The organism is Rhizomonospora bruguierae (genome assembly GCF_018397995.1).
Classification (GTDB): Bacteria; Actinomycetota; Actinomycetes; order Mycobacteriales; family Micromonosporaceae; genus Rhizomonospora; species Rhizomonospora bruguierae.
Genome location: NZ_BBQH01000038.1, coordinates 38,613 through 61,894, shown reverse-complemented (window position 1 = coordinate 61,894; position 23,282 = coordinate 38,613). Strand labels below are relative to the sequence as shown.

At 72.0% G+C, this 23,282-nt stretch carries 23 protein-coding genes; 15 read left to right on the top strand and 8 right to left on the bottom strand.

All coding sequences use genetic code 11. The features are described from left to right. Positions 1–23: 23 nt before the first annotated feature. A complete protein-coding gene (locus tag KJS59_RS20230; protein ID WP_213454504.1) occupies positions 24–1,010 on the bottom strand; it encodes an NAD-dependent epimerase/dehydratase family protein in 987 nt (328 codons plus the stop codon). 434 nt (positions 1,011–1,444) lie between these two features. Here KJS59_RS20230 and KJS59_RS20225 point away from each other — a divergent pair, with 434 nt between their 5' ends. Both KJS59_RS20225 and KJS59_RS20220 read left to right on the top strand, forming a co-directional pair. Beyond that, positions 1,445–2,479, top strand: a complete 1,035-nt coding sequence (locus KJS59_RS20225; protein WP_249714525.1) for an LCP family protein — start codon at positions 1,445–1,447, stop codon at positions 2,477–2,479. A gap of 205 nt (positions 2,480–2,684) precedes the next feature. Beyond that, positions 2,685–3,296, top strand: a complete 612-nt coding sequence (locus KJS59_RS20220) for an RNA polymerase sigma factor (RefSeq protein WP_213454502.1) — start codon at positions 2,685–2,687, stop codon at positions 3,294–3,296. Here KJS59_RS20220 and KJS59_RS20215 read toward each other — a convergent pair. After that, entirely contained in the window at positions 3,178–3,708 is a 531-nt protein-coding gene (locus tag KJS59_RS20215; protein WP_213454501.1) for a hypothetical protein, read from the bottom strand. The genes KJS59_RS20220 and KJS59_RS20215 overlap by 119 nt on opposite strands. A gap of 185 nt (positions 3,709–3,893) precedes the next feature. Between KJS59_RS20215 and KJS59_RS20210 the strand changes: the two genes are divergently transcribed. From KJS59_RS20210 to KJS59_RS20195, 4 genes are all read left to right on the top strand, one after another. Then, positions 3,894–4,823, top strand: coding sequence for a polyphosphate polymerase domain-containing protein (locus KJS59_RS20210; protein ID WP_213454500.1), 930 nt, complete (start codon positions 3,894–3,896; stop codon positions 4,821–4,823). 3 nt (positions 4,824–4,826) lie between these two features. Beyond that, complete coding sequence (locus KJS59_RS20205; protein ID WP_213454499.1) at positions 4,827–5,504, top strand: DUF4956 domain-containing protein; 678 nt, start codon at positions 4,827–4,829, stop codon at positions 5,502–5,504. Continuing rightward, complete coding sequence (locus KJS59_RS20200; protein ID WP_213454498.1) at positions 5,504–7,276, top strand: CotH kinase family protein; 1,773 nt, start codon at positions 5,504–5,506, stop codon at positions 7,274–7,276. Before KJS59_RS20205 ends, KJS59_RS20200 begins: the two co-directional genes overlap by 1 nt. Before the next feature lie 133 nt (positions 7,277–7,409). After that, positions 7,410–8,000, top strand: a complete 591-nt coding sequence (locus KJS59_RS20195; protein WP_213454497.1) for a hypothetical protein — start codon at positions 7,410–7,412, stop codon at positions 7,998–8,000. 35 nt (positions 8,001–8,035) lie between these two features. Here the strand turns inward: KJS59_RS20195 and KJS59_RS20190 are convergent, their stop codons facing one another. Both KJS59_RS20190 and KJS59_RS20185 read right to left on the bottom strand, forming a co-directional pair. Continuing rightward, entirely contained in the window at positions 8,036–9,316 is a 1,281-nt protein-coding gene (locus tag KJS59_RS20190) for a multidrug effflux MFS transporter (protein WP_213454496.1), read from the bottom strand. A gap of 257 nt (positions 9,317–9,573) precedes the next feature. Beyond that, positions 9,574–10,740: a hypothetical protein gene (locus KJS59_RS20185; protein WP_249714523.1), complete on the bottom strand. Its 1,167-nt coding sequence runs from the start codon at positions 10,738–10,740 to the stop codon at positions 9,574–9,576. A 249-nt stretch (positions 10,741–10,989) separates the two neighbouring features. Between KJS59_RS20185 and KJS59_RS20180 the strand changes: the two genes are divergently transcribed. Then, positions 10,990–11,286, top strand: a complete 297-nt coding sequence (locus KJS59_RS20180; RefSeq protein WP_249714520.1) for a DUF6582 domain-containing protein — start codon at positions 10,990–10,992, stop codon at positions 11,284–11,286. A 10-nt stretch (positions 11,287–11,296) separates the two neighbouring features. Here KJS59_RS20180 and KJS59_RS20175 read toward each other — a convergent pair whose 3' ends face one another. Together KJS59_RS20175 and KJS59_RS20170 are read right to left on the bottom strand one after the other, a co-directional pair. Continuing rightward, a complete protein-coding gene (locus tag KJS59_RS20175) occupies positions 11,297–12,250 on the bottom strand; it encodes a DUF389 domain-containing protein (RefSeq protein ID WP_213454495.1) in 954 nt (317 codons plus the stop codon). Between the two features lie 107 nt (positions 12,251–12,357). Beyond that, the gene (locus tag KJS59_RS20170; protein ID WP_376771215.1) at positions 12,358–13,509 is read right to left on the bottom strand and encodes an App1 family protein; all 1,152 of its coding nucleotides are present in this window, start codon (positions 13,507–13,509) and stop codon (positions 12,358–12,360) included. 255 nt (positions 13,510–13,764) lie between these two features. Between KJS59_RS20170 and KJS59_RS20165 the strand changes: the two genes are divergently transcribed. After that, positions 13,765–14,685, top strand: a complete 921-nt coding sequence (locus tag KJS59_RS20165; RefSeq protein ID WP_213454494.1) for a putative protein N(5)-glutamine methyltransferase — start codon at positions 13,765–13,767, stop codon at positions 14,683–14,685. A 92-nt stretch (positions 14,686–14,777) separates the two neighbouring features. Further along, positions 14,778–14,966 carry a hypothetical protein gene (locus tag KJS59_RS20160; protein ID WP_213454493.1) on the top strand — a complete coding sequence of 63 codons (189 nt, stop codon included), beginning with the start codon at positions 14,778–14,780 and terminating at the stop codon, positions 14,964–14,966. Here the strand turns inward: KJS59_RS20160 and KJS59_RS20155 are convergent. Next, the gene (locus KJS59_RS20155) at positions 14,963–15,550 is read right to left on the bottom strand and encodes a hypothetical protein (protein WP_213454492.1); all 588 of its coding nucleotides are present in this window, start codon (positions 15,548–15,550) and stop codon (positions 14,963–14,965) included. The genes KJS59_RS20160 and KJS59_RS20155 overlap by 4 nt on opposite strands. A gap of 148 nt (positions 15,551–15,698) precedes the next feature. On the opposite strand from KJS59_RS20155, the gene KJS59_RS20150 reads away from it, so the two are divergent. From KJS59_RS20150 to KJS59_RS20135, 4 genes are read left to right on the top strand one after another with little or no spacing between them, the layout of a single operon-like run. Further along, positions 15,699–17,126, top strand: coding sequence for a sigma 54-interacting transcriptional regulator (locus KJS59_RS20150; RefSeq protein WP_213454491.1), 1,428 nt, complete (start codon positions 15,699–15,701; stop codon positions 17,124–17,126). A 2-nt stretch (positions 17,127–17,128) separates the two neighbouring features. After that, on the top strand, positions 17,129–19,108 hold the full coding sequence (locus KJS59_RS20145) for a vWA domain-containing protein (protein WP_213454490.1): 1,980 nt from the start codon (positions 17,129–17,131) through the stop codon (positions 19,106–19,108). Between the two features lie 19 nt (positions 19,109–19,127). Next, on the top strand, positions 19,128–20,708 hold the full coding sequence (locus KJS59_RS20140) for an MFS transporter (RefSeq protein ID WP_213454489.1): 1,581 nt from the start codon (positions 19,128–19,130) through the stop codon (positions 20,706–20,708). 40 nt (positions 20,709–20,748) lie between these two features. After that, positions 20,749–21,126, top strand: coding sequence for a hypothetical protein (locus KJS59_RS20135; protein ID WP_213454488.1), 378 nt, complete (start codon positions 20,749–20,751; stop codon positions 21,124–21,126). Between the two features lie 110 nt (positions 21,127–21,236). Here KJS59_RS20135 and KJS59_RS20130 read toward each other — a convergent pair whose 3' ends face one another. Continuing rightward, complete coding sequence (locus KJS59_RS20130) at positions 21,237–21,707, bottom strand: hypothetical protein (protein ID WP_213454487.1); 471 nt, start codon at positions 21,705–21,707, stop codon at positions 21,237–21,239. Positions 21,708–21,995: 288 nt separating this feature from the next. Between KJS59_RS20130 and KJS59_RS31325 the strand changes: the two genes are divergently transcribed. Together KJS59_RS31325 and KJS59_RS20120 are read left to right on the top strand one after the other, a co-directional pair. Next, entirely contained in the window at positions 21,996–22,301 is a 306-nt protein-coding gene (locus tag KJS59_RS31325) for a hypothetical protein (protein WP_249714518.1), read from the top strand. A 70-nt stretch (positions 22,302–22,371) separates the two neighbouring features. Continuing rightward, positions 22,372–23,282 (top strand): LLM class flavin-dependent oxidoreductase (locus tag KJS59_RS20120; protein WP_249714516.1); only part of this gene is annotated, 911 nt, incomplete at its 3' end.

Genomic DNA, 23,282 nt, shown 5'->3' with positions numbered 1-23,282 from the left:
CGACCGACTCGTGGAGCGGCAGCTCATGATCGGTTATTCCGGCGTGAAGCATCGTCCGCTGTGGTGTCGGGATCGTTCGCCTCGCAGGCCGGGCACGCGAATTCCTCCCTGAAGCCGTCGCGCCACGACGGGTAGCGCAGTTGCCAGCCCAGTTCCCGCTTGGCCTTGGCGTTGGCGAAGCCGCGCCCCTTGTTGGTCATCATGTCCACCATCATCTCGCCGGCCAGCATCCTGGCCAGCCACGCCGGGAGCCGCCGGGGTGGTTTGGCCCCGGCGCATTCGGCCAGATGGGGCAGCCATTGGCTGACCGGTGCCGGCTCGTCGTCGACGATGTTGAACACACCCCGTGCCTTCTGCTCCACCGCCAGGACGGTCGCGCTCGCCGCGTCACCGGTGTGCACCCACGAGAAGTAGCCGGTGCCGCCCCCGACGAGCGGGTACAGCCGCTTGCGCACGAGCTTGACCTGATCGTCGGTGGCACCCGGCCCGTACAGCCCGCCGTAGCGCAGGACCGCGCCGCCTGCTTTGACCACCACGCCCTCGAGGTGGTTGATCGCCTCCGTTCCCGCCACCTCATCCAGCGGGTCCTGCTCGGTCTTGACCGAGGAGGCCACGCGGATTCCGCTGAAGATGGCGGCACTCTGTGCGACGAAGGTGGCTACCCCGGTCGCCGCGGCTGCGGCCAGCAGGTGGTCGGTCCCCTCGCCGCGCAGCCGGTTGGTGATGGCGAAGAAGCGGTCGGGCCTCCTCATGTTGGGCTTGCCGGCGTGCGCCTCGGAAAGCCCCGTCATCTGGTGCACGATCGCGTCCGGTCGGGCCGCGGCCACCGCCTCGCCGACCGCCACCGCGTCCAGCCCGTCCATCACAACCCCGTTGGCGCCCAGCTTTCGCAGCATTTCCAGCCTGGTCGCGTTCGTCGTCGTCGCTGTCACCTGATGTCCGCGTGCCACCAGCCGCGGCACCAACTGCCGCCCGATGACACCGGTCCCGCCCGCCACGAACACCCGCATGACGTCACCCTCCTCATCTCGGTACCGGCTCTCTCACCAAGACGAGGAGGGCCCTCCAGCCCGTGACATGCCAGACGCTCCTGCCGGTCGACGGGCGGTCAAGGTGTACCGCCACCGGCGCTGACCCACCTTGGACACCGGAGCGACATCGCGCGGTCGGCAAGATGTCACTACAGTGACACTGCCCTTCCGCCCGTCTGTACTGGTTACGTTGTCGCTGAAAAGAGTGAGGTATGCAGGCTCAACCGCCTCGGCGCAATCCTTCCGCGCAGCCATCCGTGACCCACGCGGCACAGAGGACGGCGGCCCGGTCCCCGGTGACGGATCGACCGGGTCGCCGGTCAGGCGGGCAAGGCGCCGGGTCGGCCGGCGGCGGGACCAGATCGAAGAGCCGCCCGCGTCGCGATCCGCTGTGGGCGCGGCTCCTTGTCATCATGGGCGCGTTGCTGATGATCACCAGTGGGGGTGCGATCGCGGGCGGCAAGGTCCTGATCAGCCAGGCCACCGGCGGCATCGCCCAGGGTGACCTGCTCGGCGACGCCGGCAAGTCGGACGCGGAAGGCGGTGACTCCCTCGACGGTCCGATCGACATCCTCCTGCTGGGCATGGACACCCGACCGACCTGGGACGTCAGCGACGCCCGACCGGACAGCATCATCGCGCTGCACATACCCGCCAGCCACGATCAGGCGTACCTGATCTCACTTCCCCGCGACACGAAAGTACAGGTGCCCGGCGTCGGGCCGGCGAAGCTCAACGAGTCGTTCTTCTGGGGTGCGCGCAATGGCGGGGGGCTGCGGGGCGGGACCAAGATGCTGGCCCAGGTCATCAAGAATCTCACCGGCCTCAGCTTCGACGGTATGGCGATCATCGACTTCGGGGGCTTCAAGAAACTCGTCGACGCCCTCGGCGGAGTCCACCTGTGCGTCGACCAGACGGTCACGTCACATCACATGACCCTGGTGGACGGCAAGGCGCAGTGGAATGCCACGGCGAAGAAGATGGGCGGTAAGAAGGAACCGGTCGTCTACAAACCCGGCTGCTACGACATGGAGGGCTGGCAGGCCCTGGACTACTCGCGGCAACGCTACGGGCTCAAGAACGGCGACTACGACCGGCAGCGCCACCAGCAACAACTGCTCAAGGCGATCGGCAAGAAGGCGACCAGCAGCGGCGTGATAACGAACCCATTGAAGATCAATTCGCTCATCAAGGCCGCCGGTCAGTCACTTGTACTGGACACCAAGGGAACCTCGATCGCCGACTTCGTGTTCACCCTCAAGGGCATCGCCGCGAACAACCTGATCACGCTGCGGACGAACGGGGGGACCTTCAAGAGCGAGAAGGTCGACGGAAAGTCGTACGAAACCCTTGACGAGACATCGGTGCAGCTCTTCCGAGCCGTAAAGGAAGACAAGGTCAGTGAATTCATCATCGAAAATCCGAATGTGATCGCCGCAGAGAAATAGCCGAATGGCCTGGACGTCGTGCGGGTCCATCGCGGGATGTCCGCCGTGTCGCGCTCGCCACCTGACCGGCTCCGCTCACGGCCCTCGGACGACTGACCCGACGTGATCGACGAATCGACGCGACGCCTGAACGAGGGCGCGCTGCGCGCCCCTCTTCCTGCTCTTCTGCTGCTGTCACCCCGACCTCACGCCCGCCTCCCAGGTGGTGTTGACCCTGCGCGCCGTCGGCGGCCTCACCACCCGCGAGATCGCCGAGGGTGTGTCCGTCCTGCAGTCGGCGCTGGCCGTTCAGCGCTTCGGCCGTTACCAGGTCGAGGCCGCCATCGCCGCGCTGCACGACGACGCGCCGAGCGCCGAGGAGACCGATTGGCCGCAGATCCTCTCCTGGTACGACGAGTTCGTCGCCCTCACCGACGACCCGGTGCGCCAGGACCCGGCCGCGGTACTCGGGCGCGCGGTCGCGGTCGGTCACGTCTTCGGTGCCGCCGCCGGGCTGAGCGAGACCGACCGGCTGTGTGAGGTGATCGGCGAGCGGCACCGCTGGCTCGCCGTCCGCGGCCACCTGCACGAGCTGGGCGGCGACCTGAGCGCCGCCGCCGCGGCGTACGCGGAGGCCGGCCGCCGGGCCACGAACGTCGCCGAGCGCGACCACCTGGTCCGCCAGGCCGCCCGCGCCGGGCCGGCCCGTGCACCGCTGGCTAAAACAGCTGGAGGGAGCCGCTCGTCTGGGCATGCCATTCGCCGATCCGCAGCGTCACGGCGGTCAGCGCGAACAGGGCGACCGACAGCGCCGCGAGCATTGCCAGCTCGCCGCTGAGTTCGCCGACCCCGCTGGCCTCCAGCAGCGCGCCGCGGAGCACGGTGAGGCTGGTCGTGGGCGGGAAGGCGAGACCGATCGCCTTGACCCACACGGGCAGGGCAAAGAGCGGCAGCCGCACCCCGGCGACAAACCACAGCGGATCGTCCAGCGGCGTGTAGAGGAAGGGGGAGTCGCGGGAGAACATCAACAGGCTGTTGAGGAAGGCGCCCCACGCGACCGCCGGCACCAGCAGGGCGGCGAGCGCGACCAGGTACATGCCGGGGTGGGCCACGCGCAGCGTGCCGGTCGCGGCGGCCGCGGCGACGGCGAAGGCACCGAAGAGCCAGGCGCTCACCTCCGCCACCGCCCTCGCTCGACTCGGCTGAGCGGGGGCGTAGCCGAGCCCGGCGTCGGTGCTGCCGCCGGTCACGATCCCGGTGGTGCCGGGCGGTGGCTCGGGTGGTGACGCGAGCCGCCGCGCCGGCAATCCATTGCCGGGTGGTTATGTCTCGTTCAGTAGCCGTTCATGCCCAGTTCTTATGCGGTTCAAAGCTTGCTCCAAGGTTCGGATGCTTATGTCTTGTTCGCCCCTTGCCGTCACGAGATGGGTTGACCATGCGACTGACGTTCCGACGCCGTGCCGTCCCGCCCGAGCGCACCGCCGGCACCGCGGTGGACCCCGATCCTTCCTCGCCGCCGGGCGCGGAGACCCGGCACCGTAGCGACGACGGCGGTCATGGGCTGCGCGCACCGAGCAAGCTGCACGCATTCAACCGGTACGAGATCAAGTACCTGGTGTCCGGTACCGCGTTGCCGCGGCTGCGGGCGGAACTCGCCGGACGGCTCGATGTCGACAGCCACGGCGACAGCGGCGGTTACGGGGTCTGGAGCGTCTATTACGACACCCCCGACCTGAGGTTCTACTGGGAGAAGATCGAGGGGTTGAAGTTCCGCCGCAAGCTGCGGGTACGCCACTACGGCGACCGGTCCACCGTCGACGACGACACCACCGTGTACGTCGAGATCAAGCAGCGGGTCAACCGGGTCACCCAGAAACGGCGGGTCGCGCTGCCGTACCACCTGGCCCGGGACCTGTGCGAGCGCCGGGTCATGATCGACCACGACCCGTCGCAACGGGCGTTTCTGGAAGAGGTCCTGGAACTGCTCTCCGGGCTGGACCTGCGCCCGGTCGCGATGACCGGCTACCAGCGCGAGGCGTTCATCGGGCGCGATGCCGACGCCGGGCTGCGCGTCACCATCGACCAGCGGGTCCGCGGGCGGGACCGTGACTTCCACCTCGGCGCGGCGGCCGAGAACCGCCTCATCGTCCCGGCCCGGCTCGCGGTGGTGGAGTTCAAGGCCAACGAACGCGTCCCGTACTGGCTTACCGACCTCGCCGCCGAACTCAATTTGTCGGTGGTGCGCATGTCCAAGTACTGCCAGGGCGTCGAGGCCTTCGGCCGGGCGCCCCGATCGATCTTCCATGTTCCCGATGACGACCCCGCCGGTGCCCCGGTGCCGGCCTTCGCCGAAAGTGAGGCCTGACCCATGCCGTTCGACGTTCAGGATCTGTCCGGCACGTTCAGCGTCGGTGACATCGCCATCGCGCTGTCGCTGTCGTTCGTGCTCAGTGCGATGATCGGCTGGGTCTACCGGTTCACCCACCGCAACGTCTCCTACAGCCAGTCCTACGTACAGACGCTCGTCATCCTGGGCATGCTCATCGCATTGATCATGCTGGTGGTCGGGTCGAACATCGCCCGCGCCTTCGCCCTCGTCGGCGCGCTGTCGGTGGTGCGGTTCCGCAACGCCATCAAGGAGACCCGCGACGTCGGGTTCATCTTCCTCGTCATGGGCGTCGGCATGGCCGCCGGCACCAGGTTCTACACCCTCGCGGTCGTCGCCGCCGTCGCCATCAGCCTGATCATCCTGGTGATGTACCGGTTCAACTGGTTCGCCGCCAGCATCCAGCGGCAGATCGTCAAGGTCCAGGTGCCGCCGGACGGCAACTACACCGAACACATCCAGGACGTGCTCATCGCCCACACCAGCGAGTTCGAGCTGGTCAGCATGGAGTCGATCCGCGGCGGTGCGCTGACCGAGATGATGTACACCGTCCGGCTCAAGAAGGGCCGCGAACCCGGCCAGTTGATCGCCGCCCTGGGCGAGCGCACGGGGGGCCAGCGGGTCACGGTGCTGACCGGCTACGACCAGACGGATCTGTGATGCCGCCGCCCAGCCCGCTGCGGCGCAGACTGCTGCACCGGGTTCCGTTGCGGGTGCGGCACTACTGGAAGCTGCTGGTCACCTGCGGGGTGTTCCTCGTCGTCTGCGCGGTGCTGTTGAGCACCGTCCGGGTCACGCCGCTGGTCACCAGCGCCAGCGCCCGCAACGCCGACCAGGTCACCCAGAACATCACCGGAACCACGGACCTCTTCGACGCGACCGAGGCGCACCGCATCACCCTCACCTTCCGCGACAGCGACTACCAGCGGCTGCTCGACGAGTTCTGGCAGGACGGCGAGAAGGGCTTCCTCGAGGCCGACCTCACCATCGACGGCACCCACGTCCCCAGCGTCGGTATCCGCCTGAAAGGCAACTCCACCCTGGCCGGGCTCACCCGCAACGGCGAAGCCCGGTCGGGTGGGCTCTTCGGCCAGGGCCGCCCGCGGGGTGCCGGACAGGCGCCGCCGAACGAAGGCGGCCCCGCGGGCGGTCGCCCGGGCCCCGGCGCTCCAGACGGCACCGAAGCGGGCGTGCCGGGAGGCAACCCGCCGGGCGGTGGCGCTCAGGGTGGAGGTGCGCCGGGCGGGGGTGCGCCAGGTGGCATCGGGCCGGGCGGAGCCGGGCCGGGCGGAGGGTTCGGCCAGTCCTCGCTCAAGGCCGAAGAGCCCGAGACGCTGCCGTGGCTGATCCGCTTCGACGAGTTCGTCGAGGGCCGCCGGTACCAGGGTCACCGCGAGATCGCCGTACGGGTCGCCGGTATGGGGGGCGGCACCACGGTACTCAATGAGGCCGTGTCGCTGAACGTGCTCGCCTCGGCCGGGCTGACCGCCCAGCGGTACGCGTACGCCGGCTTCACCGTCAACGATCGGCCCACCGCCGCCCGGCTCATCGTCGAGCACCCCGACGAGGGCTTCGCCGACGCGCTGGGCGGCTCCGGAGTGCTCTACAAGAGCCTGGCCACCAGCCAGTTCACCGACCAGGGCGACGACCCCACCAGCTACGCCGACGACTTCAAACAGATCACCATGAAGGGCAGCCAGGACCTCCAGCCCGTCATCAACCTGATTAGGTGGGTCAACACCAGCAGCGACGCCGACTTCGACCGCCACCTCGCCGATCACATCGACGTGCCGGCCTTCGCCCGTTACCTGGCCGCGCAGAACCTGCTGCTCAACTTCGACGACATGGCCGGCCCTGGCCGCAACTACTACCTCTGGTACGACCTGGGCACCAAGAAATTCACCGTCGTCGGCTGGGACTACAATCTCACCTTCGCCGGCAGTGCCACCCAGGGCCCGCACGACACATCCACCATGGGCGGCCGTTTCCCTCAGAACGGTCAGGGACCACCACAGGGTTTCCAGCCACCGGCCGGCATGCAACTACCCGAGGGGATGCAACCCCCTGAAGGCATGCAACTACCCGAGGGTATGCAGCTACCCGAGGGCATGCCGCAACCCGGCGGCGACGCCGCCGGTGGGCGGGGTGGGCCAGGCGGCGGTTTCGCCGGGATGGGCGGTAACAAGCTCAAGGAACGGTTCCTGGCCAGCGCCGCGTTCACAACGGCGTACGAGGACGCCTACCGCGACCTGTACCGCGCGATCTACGCAAACGCCACCGCCCTGAACGCCCTCGACAGCATCAGCAGGGCCATATCCGCGGTGGATGGATATGACGAAACGAGAACCACCGCCGACGTCGAGCAACTGCGAACCCTCATCCGGCAACGCACCGAACATCTCGCCACCGACAGCGTCATCGCCGGGCGGTAAACCGTACGCGGGCGGCGAGATCCCCCGGACGCTGCGGCCGGCGGTGTGAGTGCACGCACACCGCCGGCCACAGCCCGCCGGGCAGGGCCGGACCCGGGTTGCAGGATCCGGAAATTTCGGATCAACTGGTGGCGTGTCCAGCATTGCCGTCCCGACCGACCGCCCCCGAGCCCCAGCGCGCCCCGGCACCGGCGTCACCGCCATAGGTTGGCTGGTCGCCCTGTGCTGCATCGCGTTCGCGGTCGTCAACGTCGTCTTCGAGATGACGGACCGCTTCGCCGACGGCCCCTATGCCGAGTACGCGTCCGGGATCACCGTGATGAACTGGCTCGTCGTCGGGCTGAAGGCGGTGGGGGCCGCCGTGGCCCTGCTGTCGGTCGCCCGCCGCCCGTGGATTCGTCCGTCACTGCTGGGCGTGTTGGTGTGGGGGGCGTTCGCGATGCTCGGCGTGTACGCCGCCGGCAGCGTGGTCCAGGCGGTCGGCATGGCCTCGGGGCTGGCGGGCAGCGCCGACCAGATCACCATGGCCGGCGTCGCTTACGTGCTCTTCTTCCTGGTGCTCGCGAGTGGTTACGGCGTCCTGGCGATCTCCTACTCGCGGCGTTTCGGGCTTTCCAAAGGCGTCGCCGTCCTGGGCGTGCTCGGTGCCCCCGTGATGCTGGGGCTGATCCTGCTGGCCATCCCCATGGTGCTGGCCGCCCTCGGCCTCATGCCTTCGCCCTGACTTTCCCGCCCGCCCGCACCTGTTTCGGAAGGGCACTAGACCTCCTGCGGTAGCGCGGCCTCCGAGGCGGGGAGCCGGCCCGGACGGACGACCGTGACCAGCACGGTCGCCGACAGCAGCATGCCGGCGGCGACCACCGCCGCCATCGCGGCGCTGCCGTTGCCCAGGACGCCGACCAGCGGCGCGGCGAGCGCCCCGACCCCGAACTGGACCGCGCCGAGCAGCGCGGACGCGGTGCCGGCCGCCTCGCCGTGCCGGGCCAGCGCGATGGCCGGCGCGTTCGGGAACACCAGCCCGGTCGCGCCGAGCACCACCCACAGCGGGACCAGCACGCCGGCGAGCCCGCCGACACCGGCCGCCGCGAACAGGAGCAGGACCGCGCCGGCGACCGTGCCGCCGACCAGCGCCCCGGTGAGGATCCGCTGCGGCGTGAACCGGCGCAGCAGCCGCACGTTGAGTTGCGTGGCGGCGATGAGGCTGACCGAACCGGCGCCGAAGGCGATGCCGAACTGCTGCTCGTCCAGGCCGTACTGCTGCTGCAGGACGAACGACGAGCCGGACACGTACGCGAACAGCGCGGCCATGGCCAGGCCGGTCACCAGGACGAGGCCCAGGTAGACGCGGTCGCCGAGCAGGCCCGCGTAGGTGCGGACGGTGCCGGTGAGGCCGCCGCTGCGGCGGCGCTCGGGCGGCAGGGTCTCGCGCAGGGCGAACCGGCTGACCGCGACCAGGCCGGCGCCCAGCACCGCGAGCGCCACGAACACGCCGCGCCAGTTCGTCCAGCGCAGCAATTGGCTGCCGAGCGTCGGGGCCAGCACCGGGGCGACGCCCATGACCAGCATCAGCCGGGACAGGACGCGGGCCACGGTCAGGCCGCTGAACAGGTCGCGGACCACCGCCATGGCGATCACCCCGGCGGCCGCCGCGCCGAGCCCCTGGAGGACCCGCAGCACGCCCAGGAGCGCGACGTTCGGCGCGACCACGCACAGCACCGAGGCCAGGACGTGCAGGACGGTGCCGGCGATCAGCGGCCGGCGGCGGCCCAGCGCGTCCGAGAGGGGGCCGATGACCAGTTGGCCGACGGCGACACCGGCCAGCGTGCCGGTCAGCGTCAGCTGGATGGCGGCCGGGCTGGTGTTCAGGGCGGTCTCGATCGCCGGCAGCGCGGGCAGGTACATGTCGATGGTGAGCGGGCCGAGGGCGATCAGCGAGCCGAGCACGAGCACGATGCGCGCCCGCTCCCGGACGCTCGGCTCCGCCGGCGCGGCGGATCCCGGTGCGGCGGGCGCGATGGGACGGTCGTGGACGGTGGTCATGAAGCGGGCCTTCCCTGGGCGGTGAATCCACCGGAAGCGCGGTGATCTACCGGAAGACAAGATGCCTTCCAGGGGAACCCATTCCCGCGCGCCCGCGCAGTGCCAGGGCTCACAGTCGACCAATCGTTTACTTGACGGTCACGTCGGTGCTCGGGCCGTCGTCGACGGTGTTGGTGGCGGGTTCACCACCGGACGCTAACGCCGCAGCGGAGCTTAATACAAGCTATATATCTACATCTGTCGCTTCGACGGGCGGCCTACTTCGTCAGCGTCGACCCGGTGACCGTGGGGTTGGCGGCGCCGAGGAAGAAGATGCCCGGGAACCCGGCCGTCTCGAAGCCGCGGCTCGGGTTCCCGCGCAGCGTCGACTTCTCGATCCGCATCGTGCCGGTCCGGTCGTTGCTGACGAAGAAGACCGCGCCACCGCCCTCGTTCGCCGTGTTCCGCTCGATCACCGTGCCGGCGAGGCGCAGCGTGATCAGGTTGCCGTCCAGGTAGATCGCCCCGCCGCTGCCCCCGCCAGCGGTGCCGCCCCGGGCCGGGTTGGCGCCGCTGCCGACCGCCGCGTTGCCGGTGAACAGGCTGTTCAGCACCACCCACGAGACGCCGATGCTGCTGAACCCGGCGCCGTTCGAGCAGACGCCGCCGGTGAAGGTGCTGCTCACCACGTACACGGGCAGCCTGTGGTACTGGTCGAGCGCGCGGATCGCGGCGCCGCCCAGGTCCGGACCGGTGCGGTCGCAGCGGTTGCCGGTGAACCGGACGTTGCTGACCTTCAGCCGCCCACCGCGCGCGAAGATGGCGCCGCCACCGCCGCCGTCCACGGTCTGTCCGGTCGCGTTGCCGTTGGCCAGGGTGATGTTCTGGACCGTCAGCCGCGGGCTGGACTGGTCGTCGCAGTGCGAGGTGGTCCAGCCCTGCGCCTTGTCGCAGGTGTTCAGGTACAGGATGCGGCGGGCGCCCCCGCCGCTCAGGGTCACCGTCCCGCCGCCGTCCAGCACCACCCGGGACCGGGCGTTGACCACCTTCGCGGTCGCCTTCATCGCGATCGTCACCGGGGCCGGCCCGCAGTCGAAGGTGATGATCCCGCCGGCCGCCACGGCGGAGACCACCGCCGTGGACGTGCAACTGGCCGGGGTACCGGTGCCGACGACACGGTCCGGCCGGGAGGTGTCGACGGGGCGCGCCTCCGCCGGTACCGCCGCGGTTCCCTTCGGGTTGCCGGCGCGGAACGCGGGTGCTTCCGTGGGCGGCGGGGTCGGGCTTCCGGCCGGCGACGGCGTGGCGTTGGCGCTGCCGAACGCGGCCACGGGCGTATCCGCCCCACCGTCCGGCGGTGTCGTGCTCGACGGCTCGCTGCCACAGCCGGCCACCATCGCCGCCACCACCGCCACCACCATCGCGGGAACGCCTCTCGTACGCACGGGCCGATGCTAGGAGCGCGGGTGCGTGATCGGGTACCCGCTCCCCGCCCCTCCCGCCCCTTGGCTGTCGCTAGTCCTTGATCGAGCCGGTCCGCTTGGCCGCGCGATGGCGAAGCCGTTGGTGCCGGCGGGTGAGCGCGCTGGCCGCTGCCCGGACTGCGACGGCCCGTACTGCCCGCAAATAGGGGCAAATACCCCGCGCGGACCGCTGGTGGCATGCCGGCAACCCGAGCCGGGTACCGCTGGATCATGACGACCTGGAAGCCCATCGAGAAGCACGGGGACCTGTCCGGGACCGCCGCCCGGAAAGAGCTGCCCGACACGGCCTTCGCGTTTCCGGAGAAGCGCAAGGAACCCATCACCGACGCGTCGCACGTGCGCACCGCGCTGGCCCGGTTCGACCAGGTGCACGAGGTCACGGACCAGGAGCGGGACCGGGCCTTCAAGAACATCCTGGCGGCGGCGAAGCACTTCGGCGTGCAGGTGGACGAGACCGACTGGCGCCAGCTGGGAAGCCGCCCGCACACCAGGAACCCGGCCCACTAAACCGGCACGGCTATGCGGTGCTGCCGCGGACCCGGCCGGCGACTCGACCGCGGCCGCGCCACCACCAGCGCTGCGCCAGCAGGGTCAGCACGCCGGCGGTGACGATCGCGCCCACGTTGACGGCGAACTGGGCGGCGGAGCCGGCCGCCTCGTGCCCGACGCCGTAGGCGGCGGCGACGGCGGCGTTGGCCGCGGCCGGCACGGTCGTCACCGAGATGAGCACACCGACCAGCGCGCCGGACTTGGCGGAGGTCAGCGACAGCATGCCGGCCACTCCGGCGAGGAAGCCGACGATCCACGACAGCGCGTCCGGCCGCCAGATGAAGTCGGTGAGCGGGCGCTCCCGTAGCAGCATCGACTTATCCACCAGCCCGATCCAGGTTAGCGCCCAGGTGGCGAGCACGGTCACCGCCGAGGCGGCCAGGAAGCCGGCCCCGAGCGCCACCGCGGACCGGCGCACGATCGACCAGTGTCCGCGGATCAGGCCCACGCAGATCGCAGCCAGCGGCCCGAACTCCGGGCCGACCACCATCGCACCGACGATCAGGATCGGCTGGTCCAGCAGCACGCCGATGCCGGCGATGAGCATGGCGACGGTCAGGAAGGTCAGGTAGGTGACCGTCAGCCGGGTCTCCTCGCCGGTCTTCTGCTCGATCTCCTCCCAGACCACCGCGTCGACGCCGTGCCCCGGCGCCGCCACCGCGGCCCGCTTCCCGGCGGCGGACAGCGACAGGTCCACGTCCTCGATCGAGATCGCCCCGGACTGCTCGATGCCCAGTTCCCGCAGGGCCGAGAGCAGGTCGTTGGCGCCCTCCCGCACCACGTCGCAGAGCACCACGTCGCCGGCGGGCTCGCGGGCCGCCCCGGGCAGGACCACCACGTGGGTCGCCGCGTCGGCCCCGCACACGAGATCCACGACGCGTTCGGTGCAATCCGGGGGCGTGATGATGCGTACGTGCAGCATGGAGCGGACGGTACGTCATGGTTGCGCCGAGTGGACCGCCCTGGGTGGCGGGCGGTAGTGGCCGCGGCGCGGCTCAGCTGGGCACGATGGCGTCGCGACCAGGGTGGTCAGACCAAGCCGGCCTCGCGGAGCAGGCGCCACAGACCCGCGCCGTCGGGCGCGCACAGCCAGTTCTCGCCGGTGGTGCGCCGGGTAGCGGGCCCGCCGCCGGGTGGGTTCGGGAACCCGCCGGCCAGCACCGTCTGCGTCGGGGACAGCCGGCGGATCGCGATCGCCGCCACGTTCTGCGGGTGCGCCTTCGCGAACTCGGCGTAGATCTCCGGGTCGTGCTGCCCGTCGTCGCCGATCAGCAGCCACCGCACCCGGGGAAACTCCCGCGCCAGGCGCGCCAGCGTCACCCGCTTGTGCTGTTGGCCGCTGCGGAACCACCCGTCCGGCGTGGGTCCCCAGTCGGTGAGCAGGAGCGGGCCCGGCGGGTACAGGTGCCGGGACAGGAACCGGGTCAGCGCCGGCGCCACGTTCCACGCACCGGTCGACAGGTAAAGGACGGGCGCGCCGGGGTTCGCGGTGGTCAGGCGCTCGTACAGCACGGCCATCCCGGGTACCGCCGCGCGGGCGTGCTCGTCGAGGACGAACGAGTTCCAGGCGGCGAGCAGCGGCCGGGGCAGCGCGGTGACCATGACCGTGTCGTCGATGTCCGAAATGATGCCGAACCGCGCGTCGGGCTCCATGACGCGGACGGGCGCCTCGACGTCCTTGGCGTCCGCCGTGCTCAGGGTGACGGAGCGCCACCCGGGCTCCAGGTCCGCCTTGATGACACAGTCGACCAGCCCGGTGCGATCGGTGCGCGTCCGGTACCGCTCACCGGCCGCCTTGATGATCATCTCGGTGTGCTTGACCGGCAGGGTGGCGAAGCTGCGCCAGCCGCGTACCTTCTTCGGCGCCCGCCGCGGCGGCTCACCCTGCGGCGGTACCGGGGTGAGCAGCACCCGACCCATGACCCGCACCCAACCGGTGCCGCCGTAACCGGTGTACGCGTAGATCTTGGGCAGCCAGCCGCGGGTGCGCAGCCGGCGTTCGATGGCCTGTTCGACGGCGTCCTCGAAACGCGCCGCGCCGTGCATGCGGCGGACCGGCGCCGGGGTTGCGGGGGTCAGCGACACCCTGACAGCCTGCCTTACCGGCGCTCCGCCTAACCGTCCGACGGGGCACGCCCCGCGAAAATCTCCCGGTGGCGGCGGGGCTCGCGCTCGCACCATCGTGTCTCGCGACCGCGGGCCCCCGCGGTGGACCTGCGGGTTCGGCGGCCAATTCGCTCTGCGGACCACGCGCCGGTGGTGGTCACGGGGCCGCGCCCGGGCCTTCGGGTGCGCTACCGTGATCTTCTTGTCGTGGCGACCGAGGGAGGTGGGATCGATGTCCGTCAGTACCGCACGGGCGCTCCCCTCACGTGGTCGCGTTAACGGCGTCAGGTAGCCGGCCGCGGGGCGCTCGACAGCATCCCGGAGGCAACGATGACGACTCCCACCGAGCGCAGCGGTGACGCCGCCGCCGGGTCCCTCGCCGGCCACCCGGCCACCCGCTTCGATCACGCCGTGGCGGCGGAGGTGGTCCGCCGCTTGCGTGCGGCGGGCTGCGTCTTCGCGGAGGAGGAGGCCGCGGCGCTGCTGTCGACCGCCGGGACCGCCGACGCCCTCGCGGACATGCTCCACCAGCGGGTGGCGGGTCGCCCGCTCGAACATGTCCTCGGTTGGGTGGAGTTCGCCGGCCTGCGCCTCTCGGTCGTACCCGGCGTCTTCGTGCCCCGGCGTCGCACCGAATACCTGGTTCAGCGGGCCGTCGCGCGTACCGGGCCGGGCGTCACCGTTGTTGATCTTTGCTGTGGCTCTGGCGCGATCGGTGCCGCCATCCTGTCCGCCACCTCCGCCGCGGCGGGGGGATCGGGGCCGGGGTGGGCGACGGTTCGGCACGCTTCGCCGCCGCGACTGGTCGCCGCGGACATCGATCCCACCGCCGTGGCGTGTGCCCGTACCAACGTGGCCGGGTTCGGCGCCTCGGTCTACCTCGGTGACCTGTTCGAGGCGCTGCCCGGGGAGCTTCGCGGGCGGGTCGACGTGCTCGTCGCGAACGTGCCCTACGTGCCCACGGGTGAGATCCGCTGGCTTCCGCCGGAGGCCCGCCTGTATGAGCCACGGCACGCACTGGATGGGGGCGCCGACGGGCTCGACGTCCTGCGGCGCATCGCGGCGGGCGCGCCACTCTGGTTGACGCCGCCCGGAACGCGGCCCGGTGGTTGCCTGCTCATCGAGGCGAGCCGCGCGCAGGCCCCGATCGCCGCGGACGTGATGTCCGGTGCGGGGCTCGCGCCCGAGATCCTGGAATCGGCGGAGTTGGCGGCGACCGTGGTGGTCGGCACCTATGCGCGCCGGCGGTGACGACGCGCCGGCCCCCGCCCGGTTCCACCCCCGATCGGACGAACCGGCGCAAATGCCGCGCCGTGCCGGCCGTGTGATCGTACGGTCGGCGGATGGGCGATCCTGACGACGACGAACGGTTCTCCGGGGCTTTCATCGGCCCGGACGAGGGCGAGAACGCTCCGGGCGAACCGGGCACCACCGCCACGGACGGCGGAGATCAACCGCAGGCGGTCCCGTACGTGGGCACGGGCGCGCCCGAGAACGAGGACGGCGCGGGCGACTACGGCGACGGCACCTAGACAGGTAGTTCTCTGCGGCGAGCCCTCCGGCGCATCGCGACCACGAGCCCGAGGACGCCGCCCGCGACGAGTCCGAGGCACGGCAGACCGAACAGCGCCCCCAGGCCGAAGCCCAGCTTTCCGGCCAAACCGCCGATGCGTGGCGGATCGCCGAGCGCCAGCCTGGCCGTGTCCCCCTGGCAGATCACCTGGTATCGGCCGTCGCGTAGCGCGTTCAACCGATACAGGCCGCGCCAGTTCGCCTCCCCGGCGGAGTAGGACATGTCCATTCCGACGTTTTCCAGCCGGGCCTCCCCGCCGTCCAGGGCGGATACGTCGCAGGCCGCCCGGGCGGAAGGCGTTCGCGCGTCGATCCAGATGATCTTGTCCGTCGCAGCCGACACCTGCGTCGTCACCGGCTCGCCCGGACGGAACACCTGATCCGGTAGCTTGACGTCGCGGATCGCCCCCGACAGCGCCAGCGCGAACAGCGCCACGCCAGCGGTCGCGCCGAGGACGGCGATGAGCGCCGCGACGAGATACCACAGCCGGCGGGGGCGCAGGTCGCGGATGGACCGCGGGGCGTGCGGGGGCAGGGGTGTCATGCGCCCATCCTCCCGGTGCGGCCGCTCGCCGGTCACCCCGGTCTCCGCCCGCCCTCGCCCCCGGCAAGCGCGCAGCCGCTCGGGCTCCGACGAGGGAGGCGAGCGGGAGACGGGCGAATCGGGCTTCGACCGCGCTAGCGTCGGACGGGTGATCGAACCGCCAGAGTTGGTACTGCCCACTCCACCGGCCGACCTGCCGGCCACCGTCGGCGAACTGCGCGCCGCCGGGTACCGGTACCAGAGCGTGAAAGCGGAACTGCGGAACAACCTCCTGGCACGCATGCCATCCGGCGAACCCCGTTTCCCCGGCGTCGTGGGGTACGACGACACGGTGCTACCCGAGGTCGAGCGGGCGATCCTCGCCGGGCACGACATGGTGCTGCTCGGCGAGCGGGGGCAGGGCAAGACGCGGCTGATCCGGTCGCTGGTGTCGCTACTGGACGAATGGACGCCGGTGATTCGGGGCTCCGAGCTGAACGAGCACCCGTTCCACCCGGTCACCCCCGCGTCCCGCCGCGCCGCCGCCGAGCAGGGCGACAACCTGCCGGTCGCCTGGCTGCACCGGTCGATGCGGTACGGGGAGAAGCTCGCCACACCGGACACGGGCGTCGGCGACCTGATCGGCGACGTGGACCCGATCCGGGTGGCGCAGGGGCGCACGCTGGGCGACCCCGAGACGATCCACTTTGGCCTGGTGCCCCGCACCAACCGGGGGATCTTCGCGGTGAACGAGCTGCCCGACCTGGCCGAGCGGATCCAGGTCTCGCTGCTCAACGTGCTGGAGGAGCGGGATATCCAGGTCCGGGGCTACCAGCTGCGACTGCCGCTGGACATCCTGCTGGTCGCCAGCGCCAACCCCGAGGACTACACGAACCGGGGTCGCATCATCACGCCGCTGAAGGACCGCTTCGGCGCCGAGATCCGCACCCACTACCCGCTCGACCTGGAGTGGGAAATCGAGCTGGTCCGGCAGGAGGCGCAGCTCGTCGCCGAGGTGCCGGGGCACGTGCTGGAGGTGGTGGCGCGGTTCGCGCGGGCGGTGCGGGAATCGCCGTCGGTGGACCAGCGGTCGGGCGTCTCGGCGCGGTTCGCCATCGCCGCCGCGGAGACGGTGGCGGCGGCGGCCCTGCGGCGCGCCAGCCTGCTCGGCGAGCGGCAGCCCGTGGCCCGGGTCGGCGACACCGCCTCGGTGACGAGCACCCTGCGCGGCAAGGTCGAGTTCGAGAGCGGCGAGGAGGGGCGGGAGACCGAGATTCTCGCGCACCTGCTGCGGACCGCCACGGCGGAGACGTTCCGCGCCCGGCTCGCCGGGCTGGACCTCTCCGGTTTCACGAACCTGGTGGCCGAGGGTGACATCATCGAGACCGGCGACCTGGTCGGCGCGGAGGACCTGCTGCGGCAGGTCGGCACCGTGCCGGGGTTGGCGAAGGTGCTGGAGCGCCTCGGCCTCGGCGACGCGCCGACCGCCGGGCAGGCGGCGGCGGGTGTGGAGTTCGCGCTGGAGGGCCTGCACCTGACCAGGCGGCTGTCGAAGGCGCTGACCGAGGACGGCAAGACCCGCTACGGTGGCGACTGACCATGGCAGGAAACCGGTTCCGCTACGGTGCCTGGGCCGGCGGCCCCGATCCGCTGGCGCCCCCGTACGACGTGCGTGCCGCGGTCGACCGGGTCGGGTCGGACGTCCTGGCCGGCGGGAGCCTGCGCGACGCGCTGCGCAACCTGCTGCGGCGCGGGCCGGACGACGGGCGGGGCCTGGACGATCTGGTGGCCCGGGCGCGCCGGCTGCGCCGGGAGGCGATGCGCCGGGGCAACCTGGACGGTGCGGTCACCCGGGCACAGGCCCTCCTCGACCAGGCCGTCGCCGCCGAGCGGGCGGAACTCGCCCGGCGCGACGACGACGCCGCCCGGTTCAACGAAACGGTGTTGGACAGCCTGCCCCGGTCGACCGCGCGGGCCGTGGCGGAACTGGCCGGGTACGACTGGGCCAGCGACGAGGCGCGGGCCACGTACCGGCAGATCCTGGTCGGGCTGCGGCAGGACGTCCTCGAGCAGCGGTTCGCCGGGCTGCGCGACGCGCTGCGGGGCGCGGACCCGGCGGTCGACCCGCAGGCGAACCGGCGGCTCAAGGAGCTGATGCGGGATCTGAACGACCTGCTGGAGCGGCACGCCCGGGGCGGGGACACGACGGACCAGTTCGCCGAGTTCATGCGCCGGCACGGCGAGTTCTTCCCGGAGAAACCCGGGAACGTGGACGAACTCATCGACGCGCTGGCCCGGCGGGCCGCCGCGGGGGAGCGGCTGCTGCGGTCGCTGACGCCGCAGCAGCGGGCGGAACTCGCCGGGCTGATGGCCCGGGCGTTCGGCCAGGACCCCGAACTGGCCGCGCGGATGGGGGCGATGACCGACAACCTTCGGGCGCTGCGACCCAACCTCAACTGGGACGGCCGCGCCCAGGTCCGGGGCCGCGACGGGCTGGGGTACGGCGAGGCGGCGGGCGCGCTGGCCGACGTCGCCGACCTGGACGACCTGCTCGATCAGCTGGGGCAGGAGCACCCCGGCGCCACGCTGGACGACGTGGACGTGGACGCCGTCGAGCGGTCGCTCGGCCGGGGCGCGGCCGATGATGTGCGGCGGTTGCGGGAGTTGGAGCGGGAGCTGCGCCGCCAGGGCTGGGTCACGAGGGGCGCGGACGGGCTGACCCTCAGCCCGAAGGCGCTGCGCCGGCTGGGCGGGACCGCGCTGCGTACCGTGTTCGGGGACCTCACCGGTGGCCGGCGCGGGCAGCACGACCTGCGCGACGCGGGCGCGGCCGGCGAGATCACCGGGGCGTCCCGGCGCTGGGAGTACGGGGACGAGCAGCCGCTGGACGTGGTCCGCACGATCGGCAACGCGGTGCGGCGGCGGGCCGGCGAGCGGTTCGCGCCGCCGGTGCGGCTGTCCGTCGACGACTTCGAGGTGGTCGAGACCGAGCGGCGGGCGTCCGCGGCGGTGGCGCTCTGCGTGGACCTGTCCTTCTCGATGGTCTCGGACGGCCGGTGGGGGCCGATGAAGCAGACGGCCCTCGCGCTGTCGCACCTCATCGCCACCCGCTACCCCCAGGACGCCCTGCAGATCATCGGCTTCGGTCGGTACGCGCTGCCGCTGTCCCAGCAGGAGCTGGCGGCCGTGGAACCGGAGATGGTCCAGGGCACCAACCTGCAGCACGCGCTGAAACTGGCGGGCCGGCACCTGCGCCGGCACCCGGAGGGCGAGCCGGTGATCCTGGTCGTCACCGACGGCGAGCCCACCGCTCACCTGGAGGGGGACGGCGAGGCGGTGTTCCACTGGCCGCCCCTGGGCGAGACGATCCGGGCAACGATCGCCGAGGTGGACCAGCTCACCCGGTACGGCACCACGCTGAACCTGTTCATGCTCGGGGAGGACGAGGGCCTGCGCCGGTTCGTCGACGCGGTGGCCCGGCGCAGCGGCGGCCGGGTGTTCACCCCCGACGTGGCCGACCTCGGCCGGTATGTGATCTCCGACTACCTGCGGGCGCGGCGCGGACGGCGAGGTGCCTAACGGGGCTACCGTTCCAGCGATGGCGATCGCTGGGACGCGTCCGGCTGTACCGCCCAGCGTGGTCTCCGCGCTGGCGCTGGGCACGCTGCTCAACCCGCTGAACTCGTCCATGATCGCTGTGGCGCTCATCTCCCTCGACCGGGAGTTCGGGGTCGGGGTCGGCTCCGTCACCTGGCTGATCTCCGGGTTCTACCTGGCGGCGTGCGTGTCCCAGCCGCTCATGGGTCGCCTCGCCGACCAGTACGGCCCGCGGCGCATCTTCCTCGTCGGGCTGGTGATCGTGGCCCTGGCCGGGGTGGCCGCCGTCACCGCGCCCGGGTTCTGGTGGCTGGTCGGCTGTCGGGTGGTCCAGGCGGTCGGCACGTCCGCGGCCTTCCCGGCCGGCCTGGCGCTGATCAGACGGATCGCCGGCACCACCCCGCCGGCCGCCACGCTGGCCACGCTGGGCATCACGGCGTCCGGTAGCGCCGCGCTCGGGCCGGTGCTCGGCGGTGTCCTGGTCGCGTTCACGGGCTGGCGGGGCGTCTTCGCGGTGAACATCCCGCTGGCATTGATCGGTCTGGTGATGGCCCTCCGGTGGCTGCCCGCGGATGGGGTGCGGCGTCCCGGCAGCCGGCATCGACCGGACGAATCCCAGGCGGACGCCGTCGCCGGCGCCGGGGAGGTTGCCGTCTCGGGGATGGGCGCTCGCGGCGCAGCCGCGGAGGCCGTGGGCAGCGGCGGCGTGGGCGCGTGCACCGCGACCACAGTCGCCCCGATCGCTTCCGGCGGCGACGGACAGACCGGCGGTGGCCGGACGGGGGCAGAGCGCGACGCGGGGCGCGGGGCGGGAATCCGGGGCCTGGACCTGCCGGGCGCGGCGTTCTTCAGCGTGGCCGTGGTCGGACTCCTGGGCTTCCTGCTGTCGGTCGGTGCCCGGCCGCAGTGGTGGCTGCTCGGCGTCTGTGTGGTCGCCGGAGCGGTGCTGACCTGGCGGGAGTTGCGGGTCGGCGAACCATTCATCGACGTGCGCGCGCTGGCCCGGGACCGGGGACTCGCCAGCGTCTTCGGCCAGCAGATCGCCGTCCAGTTCGTGTTCTACGCGATCTTCTTCAGCCTGCCGCTGTGGCTGGAGGGCGTGCGTGGCCTCGCGGCGGAGCGGGCCGGGTTGGTCATGCTGCCGATCGCGGCGCTGGGGGTGCTGGGCACGCCGGTCGCAGCCAGGCTGGTCCGGCGGCGGGGAGCGGGACTCCCGCTGGTGCTCGGCTCGATCGGGCTGGTGGCGGGCTCCGCCGCGCTGTTCGTGCTGGGCGACCACACGCCGATCGTCGGGGTGCTCGCCGCCACGCTGGTCCTGGGACTGCCCAACGCGTTCAACAACATGGGCCTCCAGGCGGCCCTCTACCAGACGGCACCGCCCGAAGGTGCCGGCGCCGCCGGCGGCCTCTTCCAGACCTGCCGGTACGTGGGCGCGATCTTCTCCACGGCGCTGCTCGGCCTGATGTTCGCCGGCGGCGTGACGACGAACGGGCTGCACGTCACGGGCGCGGTGGCGCTCGGGGTCTCCGGCCTGCTGGTCCTCGCCGCCGTCGACGTCAATCGCCGGCTCGCCCGTCCCTGACGCGCACGACTGGTGGGCGGATGCGCGTTACGTTTGCGGCGTGGACGAGAACGAGAGCCAGCGGGTGGTCGACGCGCTGCGGGAGCGGGGCGTGCCCGCGCACGTCGAGCGCCCCGGCGTCGGCCAGTTCGGCGTGCGGGTGAACCTGCTCGACGGGCGCGAGGCCATCTGGGACACGGACGGTACCGCGGGGCTGGAGGCGCAGGTGATGCGCAACGGGGTTCTCGTGGGGTTTGTGCCGCACATTCCCGGCTCGGAGGATTTCACCGAGGCGCAGGTCGTCGACGCCATCGCCCGCACCGATTACGACCAGCCCGTCGCGCGGCAGCGCTCGACAGCCCCGCCGCCGGCGCCGCCGCTCCCGCGGGAGGGCGGATTCCTCCGGCGCTTCATGAACGGGTTCCGGACCGAGAGCTGACGCCAGGCGCGCTCTGGCGGGCCGCGCCCCGGGCCGCCGGCAGCGCCGAGCTGACGCCAGGCGCGCTCTGGTGGCCGAGAACATCCGGCCCTGAACGATCGGATCTCGGCTCAGGGCAGTTCCAGCGTCTCGGTGCGGGCGATCTCGGCGAAGGCCGCCGACAGGTACGGCGCGAGCTTCGCCCCGGTCGCCGCGAGCAGGTCGGCCACCAGGAGCGGGGCGTGGCGGACGACGGCGCCCTCCGGTACCTCCACCTCGGCGGGGTTGTCCGGGTGCACGCCGAGCGCACCGACGAGCAGCACCATCAGCGCGGTCGCGTTGAGATCCGGGTACCACACCGCCGCCGCCCGGGCGCAGCGGTCCAGGACCGCCTGCACGTCGTCGGCGTCCAGGCCGTCCGGGTGCTGCTCCTCCAGAAGCATCCGGACCACCGCGCCGAGTACCAGGTTGACCTGTTCCTGGTCCAGCGCCGCCAACCGTTCCCCGGCCGTGCGGTACGCGTCCGGCTCGGCGTCGCGGGCGGCGGTCACCGCGGCGGTCGCCGCCGCCGCGATGGCGCGGGCGGGTGGTGGCAGGTTCATCGGTCTCCCCGGCGTTCGATGATCAGGCGGAGCATGCTAACCCCGTTACCCGGCATGCGCGCGGCGCCGGCGTGTTGGCCGCCACGACGGTCGGGCCGGTCGCGGGCGGGGAGCCGGACCACGACTCCGAGACGCGTCGCAGCCGGTGGGGTTCGCGCGCGGTCGGAGGGTGTGCCCGCAAGAGGGAGACGGCGCGCGGACCGTGGCATCGGAAGTTCACCCCCAAGTCCTGATCTGTCAAATTTGTCCGGCGGTTCTCGCGAGGCGATGGCACTAATCTGTGACGCGATGACTTCGCTGAGTATCCGGGCGGCTCCACCGCCTCAGGTACCGCCACCCCAGGCACCGCCACCCCAGGCACCGTTCCGGGCCCCGCCGCCCCGGCAGGGAGATCTGGACCTGCCCGCCGACCTCGCCGAGCTGGAGGCGTGGATCGTGGCCGTGGTGCGCGCCGCCGGTCCGGCCCGGCTGGCCGAGGCGCTGGCCGCGGCCGAGGCGGTCGCGGCCGAGCGGTTCCCCGCGCGGGACGTGGTGCGGGCCATGCGCCGGGCCCTGACCGTGCACCTCACCGAGGGCCTGTCGCAACGCGGCTGACCCGATCCGCGGGCGGCGTCTGAGGGTCGCCTCGCCGCGGATCCGGGCCGGGCAGGTCCTAGGCTGGTCGGTGGCGATCACCTACGCGACGGGCGGGGCAATGGCGGACTACGGGCACGACCTCCTCTTCGGCTGCTTCGTGACCCCGGACGCCGGCCAGCCCGGTGGCGTGCTCGCCCTCGCCGAGCACGCCGACACCCTCGGCCTGGACCTGTTCAGCGTCCAGGACCACCCGTACCAGCCGGGCTTCCTCGACGCCTGGACCCTGCTGGCCACGGTCGCCGGGCGCACCCAGGGCATCCGCGTGTTTCCCAACGTGGCCAACCTGCCGCTGCGCCCGCCTGCCGTGCTCGCCCGCGCCGCCGCCAGCCTGGACCTGCTCACCGGCGGCCGGGTCGAACTGGGGCTCGGCGCCGGGGCCTTCTGGGACGGGATCGCCCACATGGGCGGCCCGCGCCGGTCACCCGGCGAGTCGGTGGACGCCCTCGCCGAGGCGATCGCGGTGATCCGCGCGCTGTGGGAGCCCGGCAAGGCGGTGCACCTGGACGGCAAGTTCTACTCGCTGGCCGGCGCCCGGCCCGGTCCCACGCCCGCGCATCCGATCGGCATCTGGCTCGGTGCGTACAAGCGCCGGATGCTTGAACTCACCGGCCGGCTCGCGGACGGCTGGATCCCGTCCCTGGGGTACGCCTCCCCGACCGAGCTGCGCCGGATGAGCCGCACCCTCGACGAGGCGGCGCTGGCCGCGGGGCGGGACCCGGCGGCGGTCCGCCGGCTCTACAACGTGCACGGCTCGTTCACCGGGGACGGGCGGGAGTTCCTCCAGGGCCCGTCGGACGTCTGGGCCGAGCAGCTCACCGACCTGGTGCTGGAGACCGGCATCAGCGGCTTCATCATCGCACCCGGCCGGGACACCGCCGGCGACCTGCAACGCTTCGCCGAGGAGGTGGCGCCGGCGGTCCGGGAGGCGGTGGCCGCCGC

Excerpts from the sequence above, each read along its gene's own strand:
- KJS59_RS20230 (WP_213454504.1), bottom strand. The coding sequence starts at position 1,010 with ATGCGGGTGTTCGTGGCGGGCGGGACCGGTGTCATCGGGCGGCAGTTG.
- KJS59_RS20225 (WP_249714525.1), top strand. The coding sequence starts at position 1,445 with ATGGGCGCGTTGCTGATGATCACCAGTGGGGGTGCGATCGCGGGCGGC.
- KJS59_RS20210 (WP_213454500.1), top strand. The coding sequence starts at position 3,894 with ATGCGACTGACGTTCCGACGCCGTGCCGTCCCGCCCGAGCGCACCGCC.
- KJS59_RS20205 (WP_213454499.1), top strand. The coding sequence starts at position 4,827 with ATGCCGTTCGACGTTCAGGATCTGTCCGGCACGTTCAGCGTCGGTGAC.
- KJS59_RS20200 (WP_213454498.1), top strand. The coding sequence starts at position 5,504 with ATGCCGCCGCCCAGCCCGCTGCGGCGCAGACTGCTGCACCGGGTTCCG.
- KJS59_RS20190 (WP_213454496.1), bottom strand. The coding sequence starts at position 9,316 with ATGACCACCGTCCACGACCGTCCCATCGCGCCCGCCGCACCGGGATCC.
- KJS59_RS20180 (WP_249714520.1), top strand. The coding sequence starts at position 10,990 with ATGACGACCTGGAAGCCCATCGAGAAGCACGGGGACCTGTCCGGGACC.
- KJS59_RS20175 (WP_213454495.1), bottom strand. The coding sequence starts at position 12,250 with ATGCTGCACGTACGCATCATCACGCCCCCGGATTGCACCGAACGCGTC.
- KJS59_RS20170 (WP_376771215.1), bottom strand. The coding sequence starts at position 13,509 with ATGGTGCGAGCGCGAGCCCCGCCGCCACCGGGAGATTTTCGCGGGGCG.
- KJS59_RS20165 (WP_213454494.1), top strand. The coding sequence starts at position 13,765 with ATGACGACTCCCACCGAGCGCAGCGGTGACGCCGCCGCCGGGTCCCTC.
- KJS59_RS20160 (WP_213454493.1), top strand. The coding sequence starts at position 14,778 with ATGGGCGATCCTGACGACGACGAACGGTTCTCCGGGGCTTTCATCGGC.
- KJS59_RS20155 (WP_213454492.1), bottom strand. The coding sequence starts at position 15,550 with ATGACACCCCTGCCCCCGCACGCCCCGCGGTCCATCCGCGACCTGCGC.
- KJS59_RS20145 (WP_213454490.1), top strand. The coding sequence starts at position 17,129 with ATGGCAGGAAACCGGTTCCGCTACGGTGCCTGGGCCGGCGGCCCCGAT.
- KJS59_RS20140 (WP_213454489.1), top strand. The coding sequence starts at position 19,128 with ATGGCGATCGCTGGGACGCGTCCGGCTGTACCGCCCAGCGTGGTCTCC.
- KJS59_RS20130 (WP_213454487.1), bottom strand. The coding sequence starts at position 21,707 with ATGAACCTGCCACCACCCGCCCGCGCCATCGCGGCGGCGGCGACCGCC.
- KJS59_RS31325 (WP_249714518.1), top strand. The coding sequence starts at position 21,996 with ATGACTTCGCTGAGTATCCGGGCGGCTCCACCGCCTCAGGTACCGCCA.